A 14,362-nucleotide genomic window follows, 5' to 3' on the forward strand; every position below is an offset into this window, starting at 1 on the left:
CGCGAGGGATTTTGCGATGCCCGCTGATCTGCTGATCGGGGTGGATGCCGGAACGTCGGTGATCAAGGCGGTCGCTTTCGATTTTGAAGGCCGTCAGATCGGAGCCTCCTCGGTACCCAATCGATATCTGCGCGGGGACGACGGCTCGGCGACCCAGTCGCTGGAGACGACCTGGGCCGATTGTGTCGCTGCGCTGCGCGGACTCGCCGGCAAGATCGAGAACCTGGCGGCGCGCACCGCAGCCCTCGCCGTCACCGCCCAGGGCGACGGCACCTGGCTGGTCGGAACAGACAATGCACCCGTGGCCGATGCCTGGCTGTGGCTGGATGCGCGGGCGGCGCCCACGGTGCGCAGACTGGCGGCCTCCCCGATGAACCGGGCGCGTTTCGAGGCCACCGGCACGGGGCTCAATACCTGCCAGCAGGGCTCGCAAATGGCCCATATGGACAGTCACGACCCGTCCTTGCTCGACAGGGCCGAGGTGGCACTGCATTGCAAGGATTGGCTCTATCTGAACCTGACGGGCGTGCGCGCCACGGATCCGTCGGAAGCCAGCTTCACCTTCGGCAATTTCCGCACCCGCCATTACGACGATGGCGTCGTGGAGGCTCTCGGCCTGACCCGCCGGCGCAAATTGCTGCCAGAAATCATCGACGGCAGCCAGGTCACCCATGCCCTCACGACGCATGCGGCGGAGCAGACGGGATTGCTGGCGGGCACGCCGGTGAGCCTCGGCTATGTCGACATGGTGATGGCCGCCCTGGGGGCGGGCGTCTATGGCGGTTCCGGTGATGCGGCATGCTCGACCATCGGCTCGACCGGCGTCCACATGCGGGCCAAGAAGGCAGCCGAGGTCCATCTGAACGCGGAAGGAACCGGCTATGTCATCGCGCTGCCGGTGCCGGATGTCGTCACCCAGGTGCAGACCAATATGGCGGCCACACTCAACATCGACTGGGTCCTGACCATCGCGGCCGACATTCTCGCCCAGATGGGCCAGAAGGTCACGCATCAGGAGCTGGTGAAGCGCATCGACGGCTGGCTGGCCGACAGCCGGCCGGGATCGCTGCTCTATCATCCCTATATTTCCGATGCCGGCGAACGCGGTCCCTTCGTCGACGCCGATGCCCGGGCCGGCTTCATCGGCCTCTCCGCCGGGCATCGCTATGCCGATCTGGTGCGCGCCGTCGTGGAGGGGCTCGGCATGGCCATGCGCGACTGCTATGCAGCCATGGGCGACCTGCCGGCCGAACTGCGCCTCGCCGGCGGCGCCGTGCGCTCGCGCGCTTTGCGCAGCGTATTGTCGGCCGCGATCAACGCCCCGCTGCGCGTCTCCTCGCGTGAGGAAGCCGGGGCCGCCGGCGCGGCCATGATGGCGGCGGTCGCGGTCGGCGCCTTCAAGGACATGGATGCCTGCGTCGCCCAGTGGGTGACGCCACTGCTGGGGGCTCCCGAGCCTCCGGATGCGGCGCTGGCCGCTCTCTATGACCAATTATTCCCCGCCTTCAGGGCCGCGCGCCTCGAATTGACCCCAGCGTGGAATGCGCTTGCGACCGCCCGGCACGGTGCCGCCGGCGGAGCGGGCGCTTCGCCGGCTGCGGGAAGGAGCCTTGCAGTATGAGCGATATGATCGACCTCCTGGTGATCGGTGGCGGCATCAACGGTGCCGGCATCGCCCGCGACGCGGCAGGCCGTGGCCTGTCCGTCACGCTGGTGGAAAAGGACGATCTGGCCCAGGGCACGTCCTCGCGCTCGGGCAAGCTGGTGCATGGCGGCCTGCGCTATCTGGAATATTACGAGTTCCGCCTGGTTCGCGAAGCGCTGATCGAGCGGGAGGTCCTCCTGAACTCGGCGTGCCACATCATCTGGCCGATGCGGTTCGTGTTGCCGCACAGCCCTCAGGACAGGCCCGCCTGGCTGGTGCGCCTCGGCCTCTTCCTCTACGACCATCTGGGCGGCCGCAAGAAGCTGCCGGGCACGCGCGTGCTCGATCTCAGGCGCGATCCGGTCGGCGCGCCCATCCTCGATCAGTATGCCAAGGGCTTCGAATATTCCGACTGCTGGGTGGATGACGCACGCCTCGTCGCGCTCAACGCGCTCGGGGCCGCGGAAAAGGGCGCCACGATCCTCACCCGCACGGCGGCGGTTTCGGCCCGGCGGGAAGAGGGGGCCTGGACGGTCACCACCCGCAATACCGTATCGGGCGAAATCCGCACGCATCGGGCGCGCTGCATCGCCAACGCGGCGGGACCCTGGGTCTCCGACGTCATCGCGCAGGTGGCGGGCTCCAACTCCACGCGCAATGTGCGCCTGGTCAAGGGCAGTCACATCATCGTGCCGAAGTTCTGGGAGGGGCAGCAGGCCTATCTGGTGCAGAACCACGACAAGCGGGTGATCTTCATCAATCCCTATGAGGGCGACATGGCGCTGATCGGCACCACGGATATCGCCTATCAGGGCGCGGCCGAGGACGTTGCCGCCGACGAGAAGGAAATCGACTACCTGATCACGGCGGTAAACCGCTATTTCAAGCAGAAGCTGCGCCGGCAGGACGTGCTGCACGCCTTTTCGGGCGTCCGGCCGCTCTTCGACGACGGCAAGGGCAATCCGTCCGCGGTCACGCGCGATTACGTCTTCGATCTCGACGAGACCGACGGGGTGCCGTTGCTCAACGTCTTCGGCGGCAAGATCACGACCTTCCGCGAGCTTTCCGAACGGGCCATGCACAGGCTCGGCAAGTTTTTCCCGAAAATGGGCGGCGACTGGACGCGAGAGGCCCGGCTGCCGGGCGGCGAGATCGAGAATGCCGATTATGTGAGCTTCGTCGAGAGCCTGCGGACGGCCTATCCCTGGATGCCCAACCGGTTGCTTCAGCATTACGGCCATGCCTATGGCGCGCGGACGTCGCAGGTCGTGGGCACGGCGGCCGGCATCGCCGATCTCGGCCGTCATTTCGGCGGCTGCCTCTTCGAGGCCGAGGCGCGCTATCTCGTCGCCAAGGAGTGGGCGCGCACCGCCGAGGACGTGCTGGTGCGCCGGACGAAGCACTATCTCCATCTGAGCGATGCCGAAAAGGCGGCTTTCACCGCCTGGTTCGAGCGCGAGGTCGCTGCCTTGGGCGCAGCGGCATCGACGTCCTACTCCAACGCTTCTGCCTGAGGGTCCGATGCCTCTGACGCTGTCCCTCAATACCAACCCGCTGGTGAACCGCTTTGCCGATCCCGACGATCTGATCGACACGGTGGCGCGCGATCTCAGGCTGCGGGACCTGCAGCTCACGCACGAATTCATCAATCCGAGCTGGCCCGCGCCGACCATAAGGCGCCTGGTGCGCCAGATGAGCGGCGCCCTGGCCCGCACCGGCGTGCGCGTGACCAGCGGCATGACCGGACCCTATGGCCGGCTGAATCATTTTGGACATCCCGATAAAGATGTGCGGCGCTACTATGTCGACTGGTTCAAGACCTTCGCCGACATCATCGGCGACCTTGGCGGTTCATCGGTCGGTACCCAGTTCGCCATTTTCACCTTTGCCGATTATGACGATACTGCCCGGCGCGAGGAGCTGATCCGCATTGCCATCGACTGCTGGGCCGAGGTCGCCGAGCACGCCAAGGCTGCCGGCCTTACTTCCGTTTTCTGGGAGCCGATGAGCATCGGCCGCGAGTTCGGCGAGACCATCGAGGCCTGCCTGTCGCTGCAGCGGCGGCTGACAGCCGCCAATATGGCCGTGCCCATGTGGATGATGGCCGATATCGATCATGGCGACGTCACCTCACCCAACCCCGACGACTACGACCCTTATGCCTGGGCGCGGGCCGTGCCGAAGGTTTCCCCGATCATTCACATCAAGCAGAGCCTGATGGACAAGGGTGGCCATCGCCCCTTCACGGCGGAGTTCAATGCCAAGGGCCGCATCCAGCCCGAACCGCTTCTGGCGGCGCTGGCCGAGGGCGGGGCTGAAGACAACGAGATCTGCCTGGAACTGAGCTTCAAGGAGCGCGAGCCCAATGACCGCCAGGTGATTCCCCAGATCGCCGAAAGCGTCGCCTTCTGGGCGCCTTTCATCGAGACGGGTGCGAGGGATCTCCATGTCTGACGCGGCACTGATGGCACGGCAAGGCGGGGCCGGACGAACCGTCACGGAGAACGAATTGGAGGAGTCTCTGGCTCGCCGCGCGGCCTGGCTGCATTATGTCGGCGGCCTCACCCAGGCGGCGGTCGCCAAGCGGCTCGGCCTGCCCTCGGTGAAGACCCACCGCCTCATTGCGCGTGCGGTGGCGAGCGGGGCGGTCAAGGTCTCCATCGACGGCGACATCATCGAATGCGTCGAACTGGAAGAAGAGCTCTGCCGGCGCTTTCACCTCGATCATTGCGAGGTCGCCCCCGATCTCGGCGAGGAGGGCATTCCGCTGCGCGCGCTCGGCCAGGCCGGGGCCGGGTTCCTGCGGCGCGAGATCGAGCGTGGCGACCATCGCACCATCGGCCTGAGCCACGGGCGCACCCTGACATCGGCGGTCGCCCACATGGCCCGCATCGCGGCCGGCGAGATGCGGTTCGTCTCGCTGCTCGGCGTGCTCACCCGCAATTATGCGGTCAACCCGCATGACGTCATGCATTCGATCGCCGAGAAGACCGGTGCCCAGGCCTATGTGATGCCGGTGCCGTTCTTTGCCAACTCCGCCGAGGACAAGGCGGTCCTGCTCGCCCAGCGCGGCATCAGCGAAGTGCTCGCCATGGCCAATGGCGCGGCGCTGAAGGTGGTGGGCATCGGCTCGGTCGATGCGGATGCCCAGCTCGTTTCGTCCGGTATGATGCATCCGCAGGAGATCCGGGAGATCAAGGCCGAGGGCGGTGTGGGCGAAATGCTCGGCTATTTCTTCGATGGCCAGGGGCGCGTGCTCGAAAATTCGCTGACCTCGCGGACATTGGGCGTGGCCCTGAACGGACGGGCCGACGATCACATCGTCGGCATTGCAGGCGGGGCGCACAAGCTCGGGGCCATCCGGGCCGTGCTGCTCAGCGGCCGCCTGAGGGGGCTGATCACCGACGAGGCCACGGCGCGGGCGCTGCTCGGTTAGGCCTGTCTGAAACACGGATTTGCAAGCCGGCCGGCAGGGTCGGCATGGAGTTACAGGGAAAATGACACGTCATTGGGTCGGCACCAGCTGGAAGATGAACAAGACCCTGGAGGAAGGGTTGGCTTTTGCAAACGCCCTGGCCCGAGCGCTGGGCTCGGTCGACGATCGCCTACAGCCTTTCGTCATCCCGCCCTTCACCTTGGTCCGCGAGGTCAAGCAGGCATTGGCCGCCACGCGCGTGAAGGTCGGCGCGCAGAACATGCACTGGGCCGACGCAGGAGCCTGGACCGGCGAAATCTCGCCGCTGATGCTCAGGGATTGCGGCCTGGATCTGGTCGAGCTCGGGCATAGCGAGCGGCGCGAACATTTCGGCGAGACCGACCGCACCGTCGGCCTCAAGACGGCGGCGGCGATCAATCATGGTCTGATTCCGCTGATCTGCGTCGGCGAGACCCTGGCGGAACGCGAGAGCGGCAAGGCCGAGGAGGTGCTCTCGGCCCAGGTCGAGGGGGCGCTCTCGCAGCTCGGCAGCGGCAAGCCTGGCGTCGAAATCATTTTCGCCTATGAACCGGTCTGGGCCATCGGCGAAAACGGCATTCCAGCCAGTGCCGACTATGCCGACCGCCAGCAGGCGCTGATCAAGAAGGTGGCGGCGAACCGGCTCGGGGCCGCTCCTCCGGTTCTCTATGGCGGCAGCGTCAACCCGGCCAATGCCGCCGACCTCATCGGCCAGCCCCATATCGACGGGCTCTTCATCGGGCGCTCCGCCTGGCAGGCCGAAGGCTATCTCGACATCCTCGAACGCACGGCCCGCGCCCTGTCGGCATAGCCGCCAGTGCAACCGATCACACCCATAGAAGGAAGGAAGAGCGTCATGAAAATCGCACTTGGAGCCGACAGCGCAGGCAAGCCCCTGCTCGACGTCATTGCCGCGCATCTGGCCAATCGCCCGGACCTGGAGGTCACGGATCTCAGCCAGTCGGGCTATTATGCCGATCTTGCCGCCAAGGTCGGCCAGGACGTCGTCGATCACAAGCATGATCGCGCCATCCTGTTCTGCGGCACCGGCATCGGCGTGTGCATCTCCGCCAACAAGGTGCCGGGCATCCGCGCGGCCCTTACCCACGACACCTATTCGGCCGAACGCGCCGCCAAGTCGAACAACGCCCAGATCATCACCATGGGAGCCCGCGTCATCGGTCCGGAACTCGCCAAGGCCATCGTCGATAGCTGGCTGTCGTCGAATTTCGACCCTGAGGGACCTTCCGCCGGAAATGTGGAAGCCATCAATCAGCTCGACGCCAGAAAGTGACCAACCACCCGGCGGGCGCGGGAGGTTTTACCCGCCCAGCGCCCGTCCCCCCAGCTTCGGAAACAGCCGGCGCGCGGAGCCATGGGCGACCGCCGCGCGAGTGCGGTCGTCTACGAGCGGAGAGCATGCCAGCTGGCTGATCGAAAGCGCGGCCGCCGGCACCGTCCCGAAAGGCAGGTCCGATCCGAACAGAAGCTGCGAGGGCGCGGCCAGGGACAACAGGGCCGCCAGAGGCTCCGGCGTGGTGGCGAAGGCGGTGTCATAGTAGAAGCGGCTGAGATAGTGGCGCACGGGGTGGGCAAGCTCGAGGCCGGGAATGCGCTGGCCCATATCGAGGCGGAAGGACAGGAAAGGCAGCGTTCCCCCGCCATGGGCGAGGATGACCGGGATGTCGGGGTACCGGTCGAGCGTGCCGCTATAGATGAGATGCATCGCGGCCCTCGTGGTGTTGAACACGAATTCCAGGATCCAGGGGAAATAGGCGAGCGGCGCGTCATAGGCAGGCATCGCCGGATGAAGGAAGACGGGCAGCCGCCGCCGCGATAGCTCGGCGAAGAGCGGATCGAAACGCGCATCGCCGAGATAGGCATCGCCATAGTTCGACAAGAGGGCGACCCCGCAGAGACGCAGCCGGTCGGCGGCATGGTTCAGTTCGGCGAGGGCGTCATCGACATCCGGCAGGGGCAGCACGGCGAGGGCGCCGAAGCGGCCATGGGCCTGTGCGGCTAGGCCGGCCAGGTATTCGTTGCATTCCCGGGCAAGTTCGCGCCGGAACCCGGGATCGCCGATCGAGGCGCCGGGGTCGGAGAAGGATAGCAGGGCGGCGGCGATGCCGAGTTCGTCCATCTGGCCGAGCGCGCCTTCCGGACTCCATTGCAGGCTCGGCTCGTCCGGCGAGCGCCCGCCGAGCTTGGCAAGGCCGGCATCGGCCAGCCTTGCCAGATACCAGCGCGGCAGCGGATGCTGATGAACATCGATGATCTGGCATGTGTCGCCCATTGGAATCCCGCTCCTTGCCGATAGGGACTTGCCGGACAAAACCTAGAGCAAAGCGCGTTCAAGCGTGAACACTTATTTGCTCTAACTCATTGTTCTGACGCGTCTTTGCGATTCTTGGTGAGTCCGTCCAATCGCAAAACGCTATAGGGCTGGCAGGCTGCGCCCCACAGAGGGATAGTGCGCAACGGCGTGTCCGATTTTTTGGACGATCGGGCAGGGTATGTTGCGATCCGGCGGAACCGCTCGAAATCGCCGAGATGGATCGACAGGAGTTGAGAGCTGCGGCGTTCCGGCCTGAACGCGCTGGGTTCTCCCGATGCGGGGCGTGACGATGATCTATGAAGACATGGCGATATTCGCCGCCGTAGTCGAGACCGCCGGCTTTGCCGCCGCCTCCAGGCGCCTGCGCATGTCCAAGTCCACCGTCAGCCATCGTGTGGCGGAGCTGGAGGCCCGGCTCGGCGCCCGCCTTCTGCATCGCAACACCCGGACGGTGCGCCCCACCGATATCGGCCTGTCCTATTACGAGCGCTGCGTGCGGATCCTCGCCGAAATCGAGGCGGCCGAAGCGGAGGTCCGGGACCAGCAGGGCCAGCCCACCGGCGTTCTCCGCCTGTGCCTGCCCATCGAACTGGGCATGCACATCATCGGCCCGGCCATTGCGCGATACCGGCGCGAAAACAGCCAGGTCGACATCGATGTCGAGGTGACCAGCCGGCATATCGACCTGATCGAGGAGCGCTTCGACCTGGCCTTCCGGGTCGGCATATTGGCCGATTCACGCTTGATCGCCCGCAAATTCCTGACGGTTCCGCGTGGCGCCTATGCAAGCCCCGACTATGTGGCCGCGCGCGGTGCGCCCACCCGGCCGGCCGACCTCGCCGAGCACGACTGCCTGCATTTCTATTCGCCCTATGTCCCGGCCGACTGGACCTTTTTCCGGGGCGGGGAGCAGGCCATCGTTTCTCCCCATGTGGTCGTCCGCATGAACAATCTGACGATGCTGCGCGACATGGCGCTGGAAGGCCAGGGCATCGCGGTGCTGCCACGCTATATGTGCGCCTCGGCCCTGCGCAAGGGAACGCTGGTGCCGCTCCTGCCCGAGTGGCAGCCGCCCGGCGCCGACGTCTACGCGCTTTATCCGAGCGGGCGGCATTTGCCGCTCAAGGTGCGCAGCTTCCTCAAATTCATCGAACGCCAGTTGCGTGCCACGGCCAGGCAGATCGTCGAGATGGCCGATGTCTCGCTCGACATCGAGGACAGGATTCCGGCCGGCCCTGCCGGGGCCGTATCGCTTCGTCGGACGGAAGGATGAGCCTTCGGCGTTCTCCCGTCAGTCGACGATGAAGGCCAGGGCGACGAAAGCCTGGCCGTCATGGCTGAACTCGCCGACCGGTGCCATGCCGAGCTGGTCGATATGGGCCGCAAGGGAACGGGGATTGTCCTTGGCCACGAAGGCCGTGCCGGCCTGGTAGCGTTGCCGGACTTCCGGCAGCATGGTGGTGAAGAGCCGGCGCAGAACTCCCTTGCCGCGGGCCGGGACATCGATGCAGACCGGCCCATAGGCGAAGCAGCGCCACGCCGACAGCGCCCTGCCACGGAAGAGCCACGCATCGAAATGGGCGCTCATCGTGCGGTAGGGCGGCGGCAGGGCGGGCGAAGCGCTGTCGTAGCAGCACAGGCAGGCGAGGACCTGCCCCCGCGAAACGGCGACGAAAACCCCGATTTCCTCGGCCATCTCCCGCAGCTGGGCCGGTGTGAACAGGGCAGAGATGAAGCCGTCCCGACGTTGCTCGGGGCCGAGCCGATCGACATGATAGCGGTTGAGAAGCTCGCTTGCGGGGCCGAAATCCTCCTGGCGGGCCTTACGGCAAACGATTTCGGCTTCGGCGGCAAGCTGGTCCTGCATGACGGACTCCGTGGTTGGAGGAAGCATCTCGATACAACGGATCGAGGGCCTGAAGCGTCCAGATTTCTGGACACGCCATTCCGCCGGCGCGGCTTCCGTCCCCGGTCCGATGCCGATACCCAAGCCGGCAGTGCACTCGATGGCAAGGACGGCCGGGCATGCACCACGAGGCGGCTGCGAGATCGAGGGGCTCGGCCTGCTCGTCAATCCGGTCCGCGCGGCGGCCTGATCGGCGCTCCCGCATAGATGCAGGCGACTTCCACGACAGGAGACGGAGATGGCCAGAACGAGAGTGGTCCGCAATGGCGAAGGGGCAGTGGTCGCTCCCTGGCGGGTCAAGTCGTCAGGCGACTTGAGCGACGGGCGCTTCGACCTCATGGTGGGGGAGGTGCCCTATCGCAGCGGTCCGCCCCTTCATCGGCACGAGGACCAGGAGGACACCTTCTACGTGCTCGAAGGCGTCCTCACGGTCCAGGGCGACGACGAGATCTTCGAGGCGGGGCCCGGCGACTTCGTGACCTTTCCGCCCGGTGTGGCTCACACCTTCGACAATCTCGAGCCCGGCCAGCCGCCGGTCAGGGTGCTGAACATCATGACGCCCGGCGGCTATGACCGCGCCATCGCTGCCTTCAACGAGCTGGGCGCCCAAATGGCCGATCTTGCCAAGGCGCAGGCCGCCGGCAAGCGCTTCAAGGTGGAGATCGTCGGGCCGCCGATCCATGAGAAACTGAGCTGAGGCGCCCTAGCCAGTGGTTGCGACGAAGGAACATGGCTGCGAAGAATGACAGGCCCGTCGATGACATTTCCGCAAGCGGGCTTAAATGGAACAGACGTCCCTTCCCGGCGCCGGGCACCCCGGCCGGAACGTTGTTCTGAAACAGGTGGAACGGCGGCTGGCTCGATCATGACGACGTCAACTCTCATCAATCGGCGAATTGTGCTCGCCTCCCGGCCAGTCGGAGCGCCTTCCCCTGACGATTTCAGGTTCGAGGATGGGCCGGTCAGCGAGCCCTCGGACGGTGAACTCCTTCTTCAAATCCTCTATCTCTCGCTGGATCCCTATATGCGCGGCCGCATGAGCGACGCCAGATCCTATGCCAAACCCGTCGCGATCGGCGATGTCATGGAAGGCGGCACCGTTGCCCGTGTGATCCGCTCGCGCCATCCCGGGTACCGGGAGGGCGATATCGTGCTCTCCCATTCCGGCTGGCAGAGCTTTGCGCTTTCCGACGGCACGGGGTTGCGCAAGCTCGACGCCCAGGCGGCGCCGGTTAGCACGGCGTTGGGCGTGCTCGGCATGCCCGGCTTCACCGCCTATGCGGGCTTGCTGACGATCGGTCAGCCCAAGCCCGGCGAGACCGTCGTCGTCGCCGCTGCGTCTGGCGCCGTCGGTTCGGTTGTCGGCCAGATTGCCAGGATCAAGGGCGCCCGTGCCGTGGGCATCGCCGGCGGCGCCGACAAATGTGCCTTCGTGCGCGATGAACTCGGCTTCGACGCCGTGGCCGACCATCGCGCTGCGGATTTTGCCGCCCAACTCGCTGCCGCCTGCCCGGAGGGGATCGACATCTATTTCGAGAATGTCGGCGGCCGCGTATGGGATGCGGTGTTTCCACTGCTCAACGATTTCGCACGTATCCCCGTCTGCGGCTTGATCGCGCAATACAATGCCGGCCCCGATGCCTATCCCGGCCCCGACCGCCTGCCGTCGATGATGCGGGGTGTCCTGAGCAGGAGCCTTCTCATTCGTGGCTTCATTCAGCGCGAATTCGTCGACCAGCGCCCGGCCTTCTATCGCGAGGCCGCGGAATGGATCGCCACGGGACGCCTTCGCTACAAGGAGGATTTCGTGGACGGCCTGGACAGGGCGCCGGAAGCCTTTATCGGCCTGCTGGAAGGGCGCAATTTCGGCAAGCTCGTGGTGCGTGTCGCCCCCGAATAGGCGCGGGTTCCTGGGTGCGAAGACGTCTCGTTCGCCTTTTCCGGCAAACCAGCCGCAGCGATTCCAAGAGCGGACGAGACCGCCGCGCGTCCGCAGGTCCGTCCGACATATAATTGACTAATTCAATAGACTTTCTATAGTTGGGAGGAATTTGCACAACAAGCAGGTGTTTGATGAAGCGTCATTTGCGGGCGGTTGCTGGTCTTCTGGCCGGCGCAGGATTGCTGATCGCCTCGGCGGCACAGGCTGAAGAGGGCAAGCTGCGTATCGCCCAGCAATTCGGGGTGGTCTATCTCACGCTCAATGTCGCGCAAGCGCAGAAGCTGTTCGAAAAGCACGGCAAGGCTGCGGGCGTCGACATCGATGTCGAATTCGTCAAGCTCTCGGGCGGCGCGGCGGTGAACGATGCGCTGCTGTCGGGCAGCATCGACATTGCCGGGGCAGGGGTGGGACCATTGTTCACCTTGTGGGATCGCACCCATGGCAAGCAGAACGTCAAGGGCGTCGCCTCGCTCGGCAATTTCCCCTATTACCTCGTCACCAACAACGCCAATGTGAAGACGATCGCCGACTTCACCGACAAGGACCGCATCGCGCTGCCGGCTGTCGGCGTGTCGGTGCAGTCGCGCATCCTGCAATGGGCCTCGGCCAAGCGTTGGGGCGATGCCGATTATGCCAGGCTCGACAAGATCTCGGTCGCCTTGCCGCATCCGGAGGCTGCCGCGGCTGTGATCAAGGGAGGCACCGAGATCACGGCCCATTTCGGCAACCCGCCCTTCCAGGACCAGGAACTCGCCGAAAATCCCAAGGCGCACGTGGTTCTCAAATCCTATGATGTGCAGGGCGGGCCGGCTTCCTCGACGGTGCTTTACGCCACGGAGACATTCGTCAAGGAAAGCCCCAAGACCTACAGGGCCTTCCTCGACGGCCTTGACGAGGCCGCCAAGTTCATCCGCGACAATCCCGAGGCGGCGGCCGATATCTATCTGGCGGTGACGGGCGCCAAGACCGACCGCAACCTGCTGCTGCAGATCATCAGGAATCCGGAGGTGAGCTTCAAGATCGCGCCTGACAACACGCTGGGGCTCGGCCAGTTCCTGTACCGCGTCGGTGCCATCAGGAACGAGCCGAAAAGCCTGTCGGACTATTTCTTCGACGAGCCTCGCATATCCGGCGGCAGTTGAGCGCTTCGTTCCGAGCATAATTCCGAGATAGGTGATCGGTAGACCGCATGACGGACAGCCTCCTGCATGGTTTTTCCAAGCCTGCTTTTCCCGGGCCTGCTTTTTCCAGGCCGCATGACGGTCCGCATGCCCTGCATCCTGCAGCGGCCTTGCCGGCCCCTTTGCTGCAGGCGCGTTCGGTGACCCTGGAATATGCGACCCGCCATCGGGTCGTCCGGGCCACCCACAGGGTGGATCTCGATGTCTACGAGGGCGATCGCTTCGTCCTGCTGGGGCCTTCGGGCTGCGGCAAGTCCACGCTGTTGAAGGCGGCGGCAGGGTTCATCCAGCCGGTCGAAGGGGATTTCGTGCTCAGGGGAAGGCCGATAAATGCGCCGGGGCCGGACCGTATCGTTGTCTTCCAGGAATTCGATCAGCTGCCGCCCTGGAAGACGGTGCTGCAGAACGTGGCCTTCCCGCTGGTCGCCTCCGGACGCCTGCCGCGCCACCAGGCGCGGGAGCGGGCCCTGCATTATCTCGACAAGGTCGGGCTCGCCGCCTTTGCGGACGTCTTCCCCCACCAGCTTTCGGGAGGCATGAAGCAGCGGGTGGCAATCGCCAGGGCGCTTGCCATGCAGCCGGAGATCCTTTTGATGGACGAGCCCTTCGCGGCGCTCGATGCCTTGACGCGGCGCAGGATGCAGGAGGAGCTGCTGCGGCTGTGGGACGAGGTGCGCTTCACCCTCCTGTTCGTCACCCACTCCATCGAGGAAGCCCTCGTCGTCGGCAATCGCGTGGCGCTGCTCTCGCCAAGGCCGGGCCGGGTGCGCGCAGAGATCAACAGCCATGAGTGGGACCTGGCCAGCATCGGCGGGACGGCCTTCCAGGCCGCAAGCCAGCATATCCACCGCCTGTTGTTCGAAGAGGAAACCGAAGAGGTGCGGGCATGAGCACGGCCGTGAACGGGTCGCTCGTTCCGCCGGTCCGCCCGGAATTCGAGCGTGACCTGCCGCCCTTCGTCGAAATGGCGCTGGAACGCCGGCTGCCATTGGCGACCCGCGCGTGGCGGCAGGGCTGGCTGCGCAAGAGCCTGATACTCGTTGCCCTCGCGTTGCTGTGGGAGGTCCTCGCCCGATACCAGGACAATGACCTGCTGCTGCCGACCTTCACCGCGACCGCGCGAGCCTTCGTCGCCGACATGGCCAGCGGCGAGCTGCCAGAGCGTGTAAGGCTGTCGCTTCTCGTGCTGGTCCAGGGATATCTGGCCGGCATCGTGCTCGCCTTTGCCCTGACTACGCTCGCCGTTGCGACCCAACTGGGCCGCGACCTGTTGTCGACGCTGACGGCCATGTTCAACCCGCTGCCCGCCATCGCCCTCCTGCCTCTGGCGCTGCTATGGTTCGGGCTTGGCGCCGGCAGCCTGATCTTCGTGCTGATCCATTCGGTGTTGTGGCCGCTTTCCCTCAACATCTTCGCCGGTTTCCAGGCCGTACCCGAGACGCTGCGCATGGCGGGCCGCAATTACGGCCTGCGGGGCGTGCGTTACGTCTTCCAGATCCTGGTGCCCGCCGCATTGCCGGCGATCCTTTCGGGACTGAAGATCGGCTGGGCCTTTGCGTGGCGGACGCTGATCGCGGCGGAACTGGTGTTCGGCGCCTCGTCCGGCAAGGGCGGGCTCGGCTGGTTCATCTTTCAGAACCGCAACGAGCTCTACACCGACCGTGTCTTCGCCGGCCTCGCTCTGGTGATCCTGATCGGCCTCGTCATGGAGAATGTGGTGTTCGCGACACTGGAAAGGATCACCATCCGCCGCTGGGGGCAGGTGCGCTGACCCGGCTCACCGTCCCGGAGGCAGGTCCTCGGCGGGCGGGTCGCCTTCAAGGACATCAGGAATGCTTACGGAAAGACCGATCATGTCGAGTAGCAATGCGCGGCACGCCGACAATCATGACGGCTTCG

Annotated in this window: 14 protein-coding genes; 12 read left to right on the plus strand and 2 right to left on the minus strand. The window is 65.4% G+C overall.

Going from position 1 to position 14,362, the window contains the following annotated elements:
• Nucleotides 1–16: 16 nt before the first annotated feature.
• The 6 genes from J8I29_RS18295 to J8I29_RS18320 all read left to right on the plus strand — a co-directional run bounded on the left by J8I29_RS18295 (nucleotide 17) and on the right by J8I29_RS18320 (nucleotide 6,393).
• The gene (locus J8I29_RS18295; protein ID WP_209432751.1) at nucleotides 17–1,621 is read left to right on the plus strand and encodes an FGGY-family carbohydrate kinase; all 1,605 of its coding nucleotides are present in this window, start codon (nucleotides 17–19) and stop codon (nucleotides 1,619–1,621) included.
• Nucleotides 1,618–3,159 (plus strand): glycerol-3-phosphate dehydrogenase, encoded by a 1,542-nt coding sequence (locus tag J8I29_RS18300; RefSeq protein WP_209432752.1) that lies wholly within the window; start codon nucleotides 1,618–1,620, stop codon nucleotides 3,157–3,159. Before J8I29_RS18295 ends, J8I29_RS18300 begins: the two co-directional genes overlap by 4 nt.
• 7 nt (nucleotides 3,160–3,166) lie before the next feature.
• Nucleotides 3,167–4,099 (plus strand): TIM barrel protein, encoded by a 933-nt coding sequence (locus tag J8I29_RS18305; RefSeq protein WP_209432753.1) that lies wholly within the window; start codon nucleotides 3,167–3,169, stop codon nucleotides 4,097–4,099.
• A gap of 10 nt (nucleotides 4,100–4,109) precedes the next feature.
• A complete protein-coding gene (locus J8I29_RS18310) occupies nucleotides 4,110–5,081 on the plus strand; it encodes a sugar-binding transcriptional regulator (protein WP_209432817.1) in 972 nt (323 codons plus the stop codon).
• A gap of 61 nt (nucleotides 5,082–5,142) precedes the next feature.
• Nucleotides 5,143–5,910 (plus strand): triose-phosphate isomerase, encoded by a 768-nt coding sequence (locus J8I29_RS18315; RefSeq protein ID WP_209432754.1) that lies wholly within the window; start codon nucleotides 5,143–5,145, stop codon nucleotides 5,908–5,910.
• 45 nt (nucleotides 5,911–5,955) lie between these two features.
• On the plus strand, nucleotides 5,956–6,393 hold the full coding sequence (locus J8I29_RS18320; protein ID WP_209432755.1) for an RpiB/LacA/LacB family sugar-phosphate isomerase: 438 nt from the start codon (nucleotides 5,956–5,958) through the stop codon (nucleotides 6,391–6,393).
• Nucleotides 6,394–6,420: 27 nt separating this feature from the next.
• On the opposite strand, the gene J8I29_RS18325 is transcribed toward J8I29_RS18320, so the two are convergent.
• A complete protein-coding gene (locus J8I29_RS18325; protein ID WP_209432756.1) occupies nucleotides 6,421–7,392 on the minus strand; it encodes an amidohydrolase family protein in 972 nt (323 codons plus the stop codon).
• Nucleotides 7,393–7,723: 331 nt separating this feature from the next.
• Here J8I29_RS18325 and J8I29_RS18330 point away from each other — a divergent pair, with 331 nt between their 5' ends.
• Nucleotides 7,724–8,707 (plus strand): LysR family transcriptional regulator, encoded by a 984-nt coding sequence (locus J8I29_RS18330; RefSeq protein ID WP_245197134.1) that lies wholly within the window; start codon nucleotides 7,724–7,726, stop codon nucleotides 8,705–8,707.
• A gap of 18 nt (nucleotides 8,708–8,725) precedes the next feature.
• Here the strand turns inward: J8I29_RS18330 and J8I29_RS18335 are convergent, their stop codons facing one another.
• On the minus strand, nucleotides 8,726–9,301 hold the full coding sequence (locus J8I29_RS18335) for a hypothetical protein (RefSeq protein WP_209432758.1): 576 nt from the start codon (nucleotides 9,299–9,301) through the stop codon (nucleotides 8,726–8,728).
• 277 nt (nucleotides 9,302–9,578) lie between these two features.
• Here J8I29_RS18335 and J8I29_RS18340 point away from each other — a divergent pair, with 277 nt between their 5' ends.
• From J8I29_RS18340 to J8I29_RS18360, 5 genes are all read left to right on the plus strand, one after another.
• Nucleotides 9,579–10,037 carry a cupin domain-containing protein gene (locus J8I29_RS18340; protein WP_209432759.1) on the plus strand — a complete coding sequence of 153 codons (459 nt, stop codon included), beginning with the start codon at nucleotides 9,579–9,581 and terminating at the stop codon, nucleotides 10,035–10,037.
• A gap of 168 nt (nucleotides 10,038–10,205) precedes the next feature.
• Nucleotides 10,206–11,240, plus strand: a complete 1,035-nt coding sequence (locus J8I29_RS18345) for an NADP-dependent oxidoreductase (protein ID WP_209432760.1) — start codon at nucleotides 10,206–10,208, stop codon at nucleotides 11,238–11,240.
• A 173-nt stretch (nucleotides 11,241–11,413) separates the two neighbouring features.
• Nucleotides 11,414–12,424, plus strand: coding sequence for an ABC transporter substrate-binding protein (locus J8I29_RS18350; RefSeq protein WP_209432761.1), 1,011 nt, complete (start codon nucleotides 11,414–11,416; stop codon nucleotides 12,422–12,424).
• Between the two features lie 47 nt (nucleotides 12,425–12,471).
• Nucleotides 12,472–13,353, plus strand: a complete 882-nt coding sequence (locus tag J8I29_RS18355; protein WP_209432762.1) for an ABC transporter ATP-binding protein — start codon at nucleotides 12,472–12,474, stop codon at nucleotides 13,351–13,353.
• Nucleotides 13,350–14,234, plus strand: a complete 885-nt coding sequence (locus J8I29_RS18360) for an ABC transporter permease (RefSeq protein ID WP_209432763.1) — start codon at nucleotides 13,350–13,352, stop codon at nucleotides 14,232–14,234. Before J8I29_RS18355 ends, J8I29_RS18360 begins: the two co-directional genes overlap by 4 nt.
• The last annotated feature ends 128 nt before the right edge of the window (nucleotides 14,235–14,362 follow it).

The sequence above is a fragment of the Labrys sp. LIt4 genome, assembly GCF_017813775.1.
GTDB lineage: Bacteria > Pseudomonadota > Alphaproteobacteria > Rhizobiales > Labraceae > Labrys > Labrys okinawensis_A.

Coding starts and splice junctions, on each gene's coding strand:
- J8I29_RS18340 (WP_209432759.1), top strand. CDS start 9,579: ATGGCCAGAACGAGAGTGGTCCGCAATGGCGAAGGGGCAGTGGTCGCT.
- J8I29_RS18300 (WP_209432752.1), top strand. CDS start 1,618: ATGAGCGATATGATCGACCTCCTGGTGATCGGTGGCGGCATCAACGGT.
- J8I29_RS18355 (WP_209432762.1), top strand. CDS start 12,472: ATGACGGACAGCCTCCTGCATGGTTTTTCCAAGCCTGCTTTTCCCGGG.
- J8I29_RS18350 (WP_209432761.1), top strand. CDS start 11,414: ATGAAGCGTCATTTGCGGGCGGTTGCTGGTCTTCTGGCCGGCGCAGGA.
- J8I29_RS18335 (WP_209432758.1), bottom strand. CDS start 9,301: ATGCAGGACCAGCTTGCCGCCGAAGCCGAAATCGTTTGCCGTAAGGCC.
- J8I29_RS18320 (WP_209432755.1), top strand. CDS start 5,956: ATGAAAATCGCACTTGGAGCCGACAGCGCAGGCAAGCCCCTGCTCGAC.
- J8I29_RS18360 (WP_209432763.1), top strand. CDS start 13,350: ATGAGCACGGCCGTGAACGGGTCGCTCGTTCCGCCGGTCCGCCCGGAA.
- J8I29_RS18325 (WP_209432756.1), bottom strand. CDS start 7,392: ATGGGCGACACATGCCAGATCATCGATGTTCATCAGCATCCGCTGCCG.
- J8I29_RS18295 (WP_209432751.1), top strand. CDS start 17: ATGCCCGCTGATCTGCTGATCGGGGTGGATGCCGGAACGTCGGTGATC.
- J8I29_RS18315 (WP_209432754.1), top strand. CDS start 5,143: ATGACACGTCATTGGGTCGGCACCAGCTGGAAGATGAACAAGACCCTG.
- J8I29_RS18305 (WP_209432753.1), top strand. CDS start 3,167: ATGCCTCTGACGCTGTCCCTCAATACCAACCCGCTGGTGAACCGCTTT.
- J8I29_RS18330 (WP_245197134.1), top strand. CDS start 7,724: ATGATCTATGAAGACATGGCGATATTCGCCGCCGTAGTCGAGACCGCC.
- J8I29_RS18310 (WP_209432817.1), top strand. CDS start 4,110: ATGGCACGGCAAGGCGGGGCCGGACGAACCGTCACGGAGAACGAATTG.
- J8I29_RS18345 (WP_209432760.1), top strand. CDS start 10,206: ATGACGACGTCAACTCTCATCAATCGGCGAATTGTGCTCGCCTCCCGG.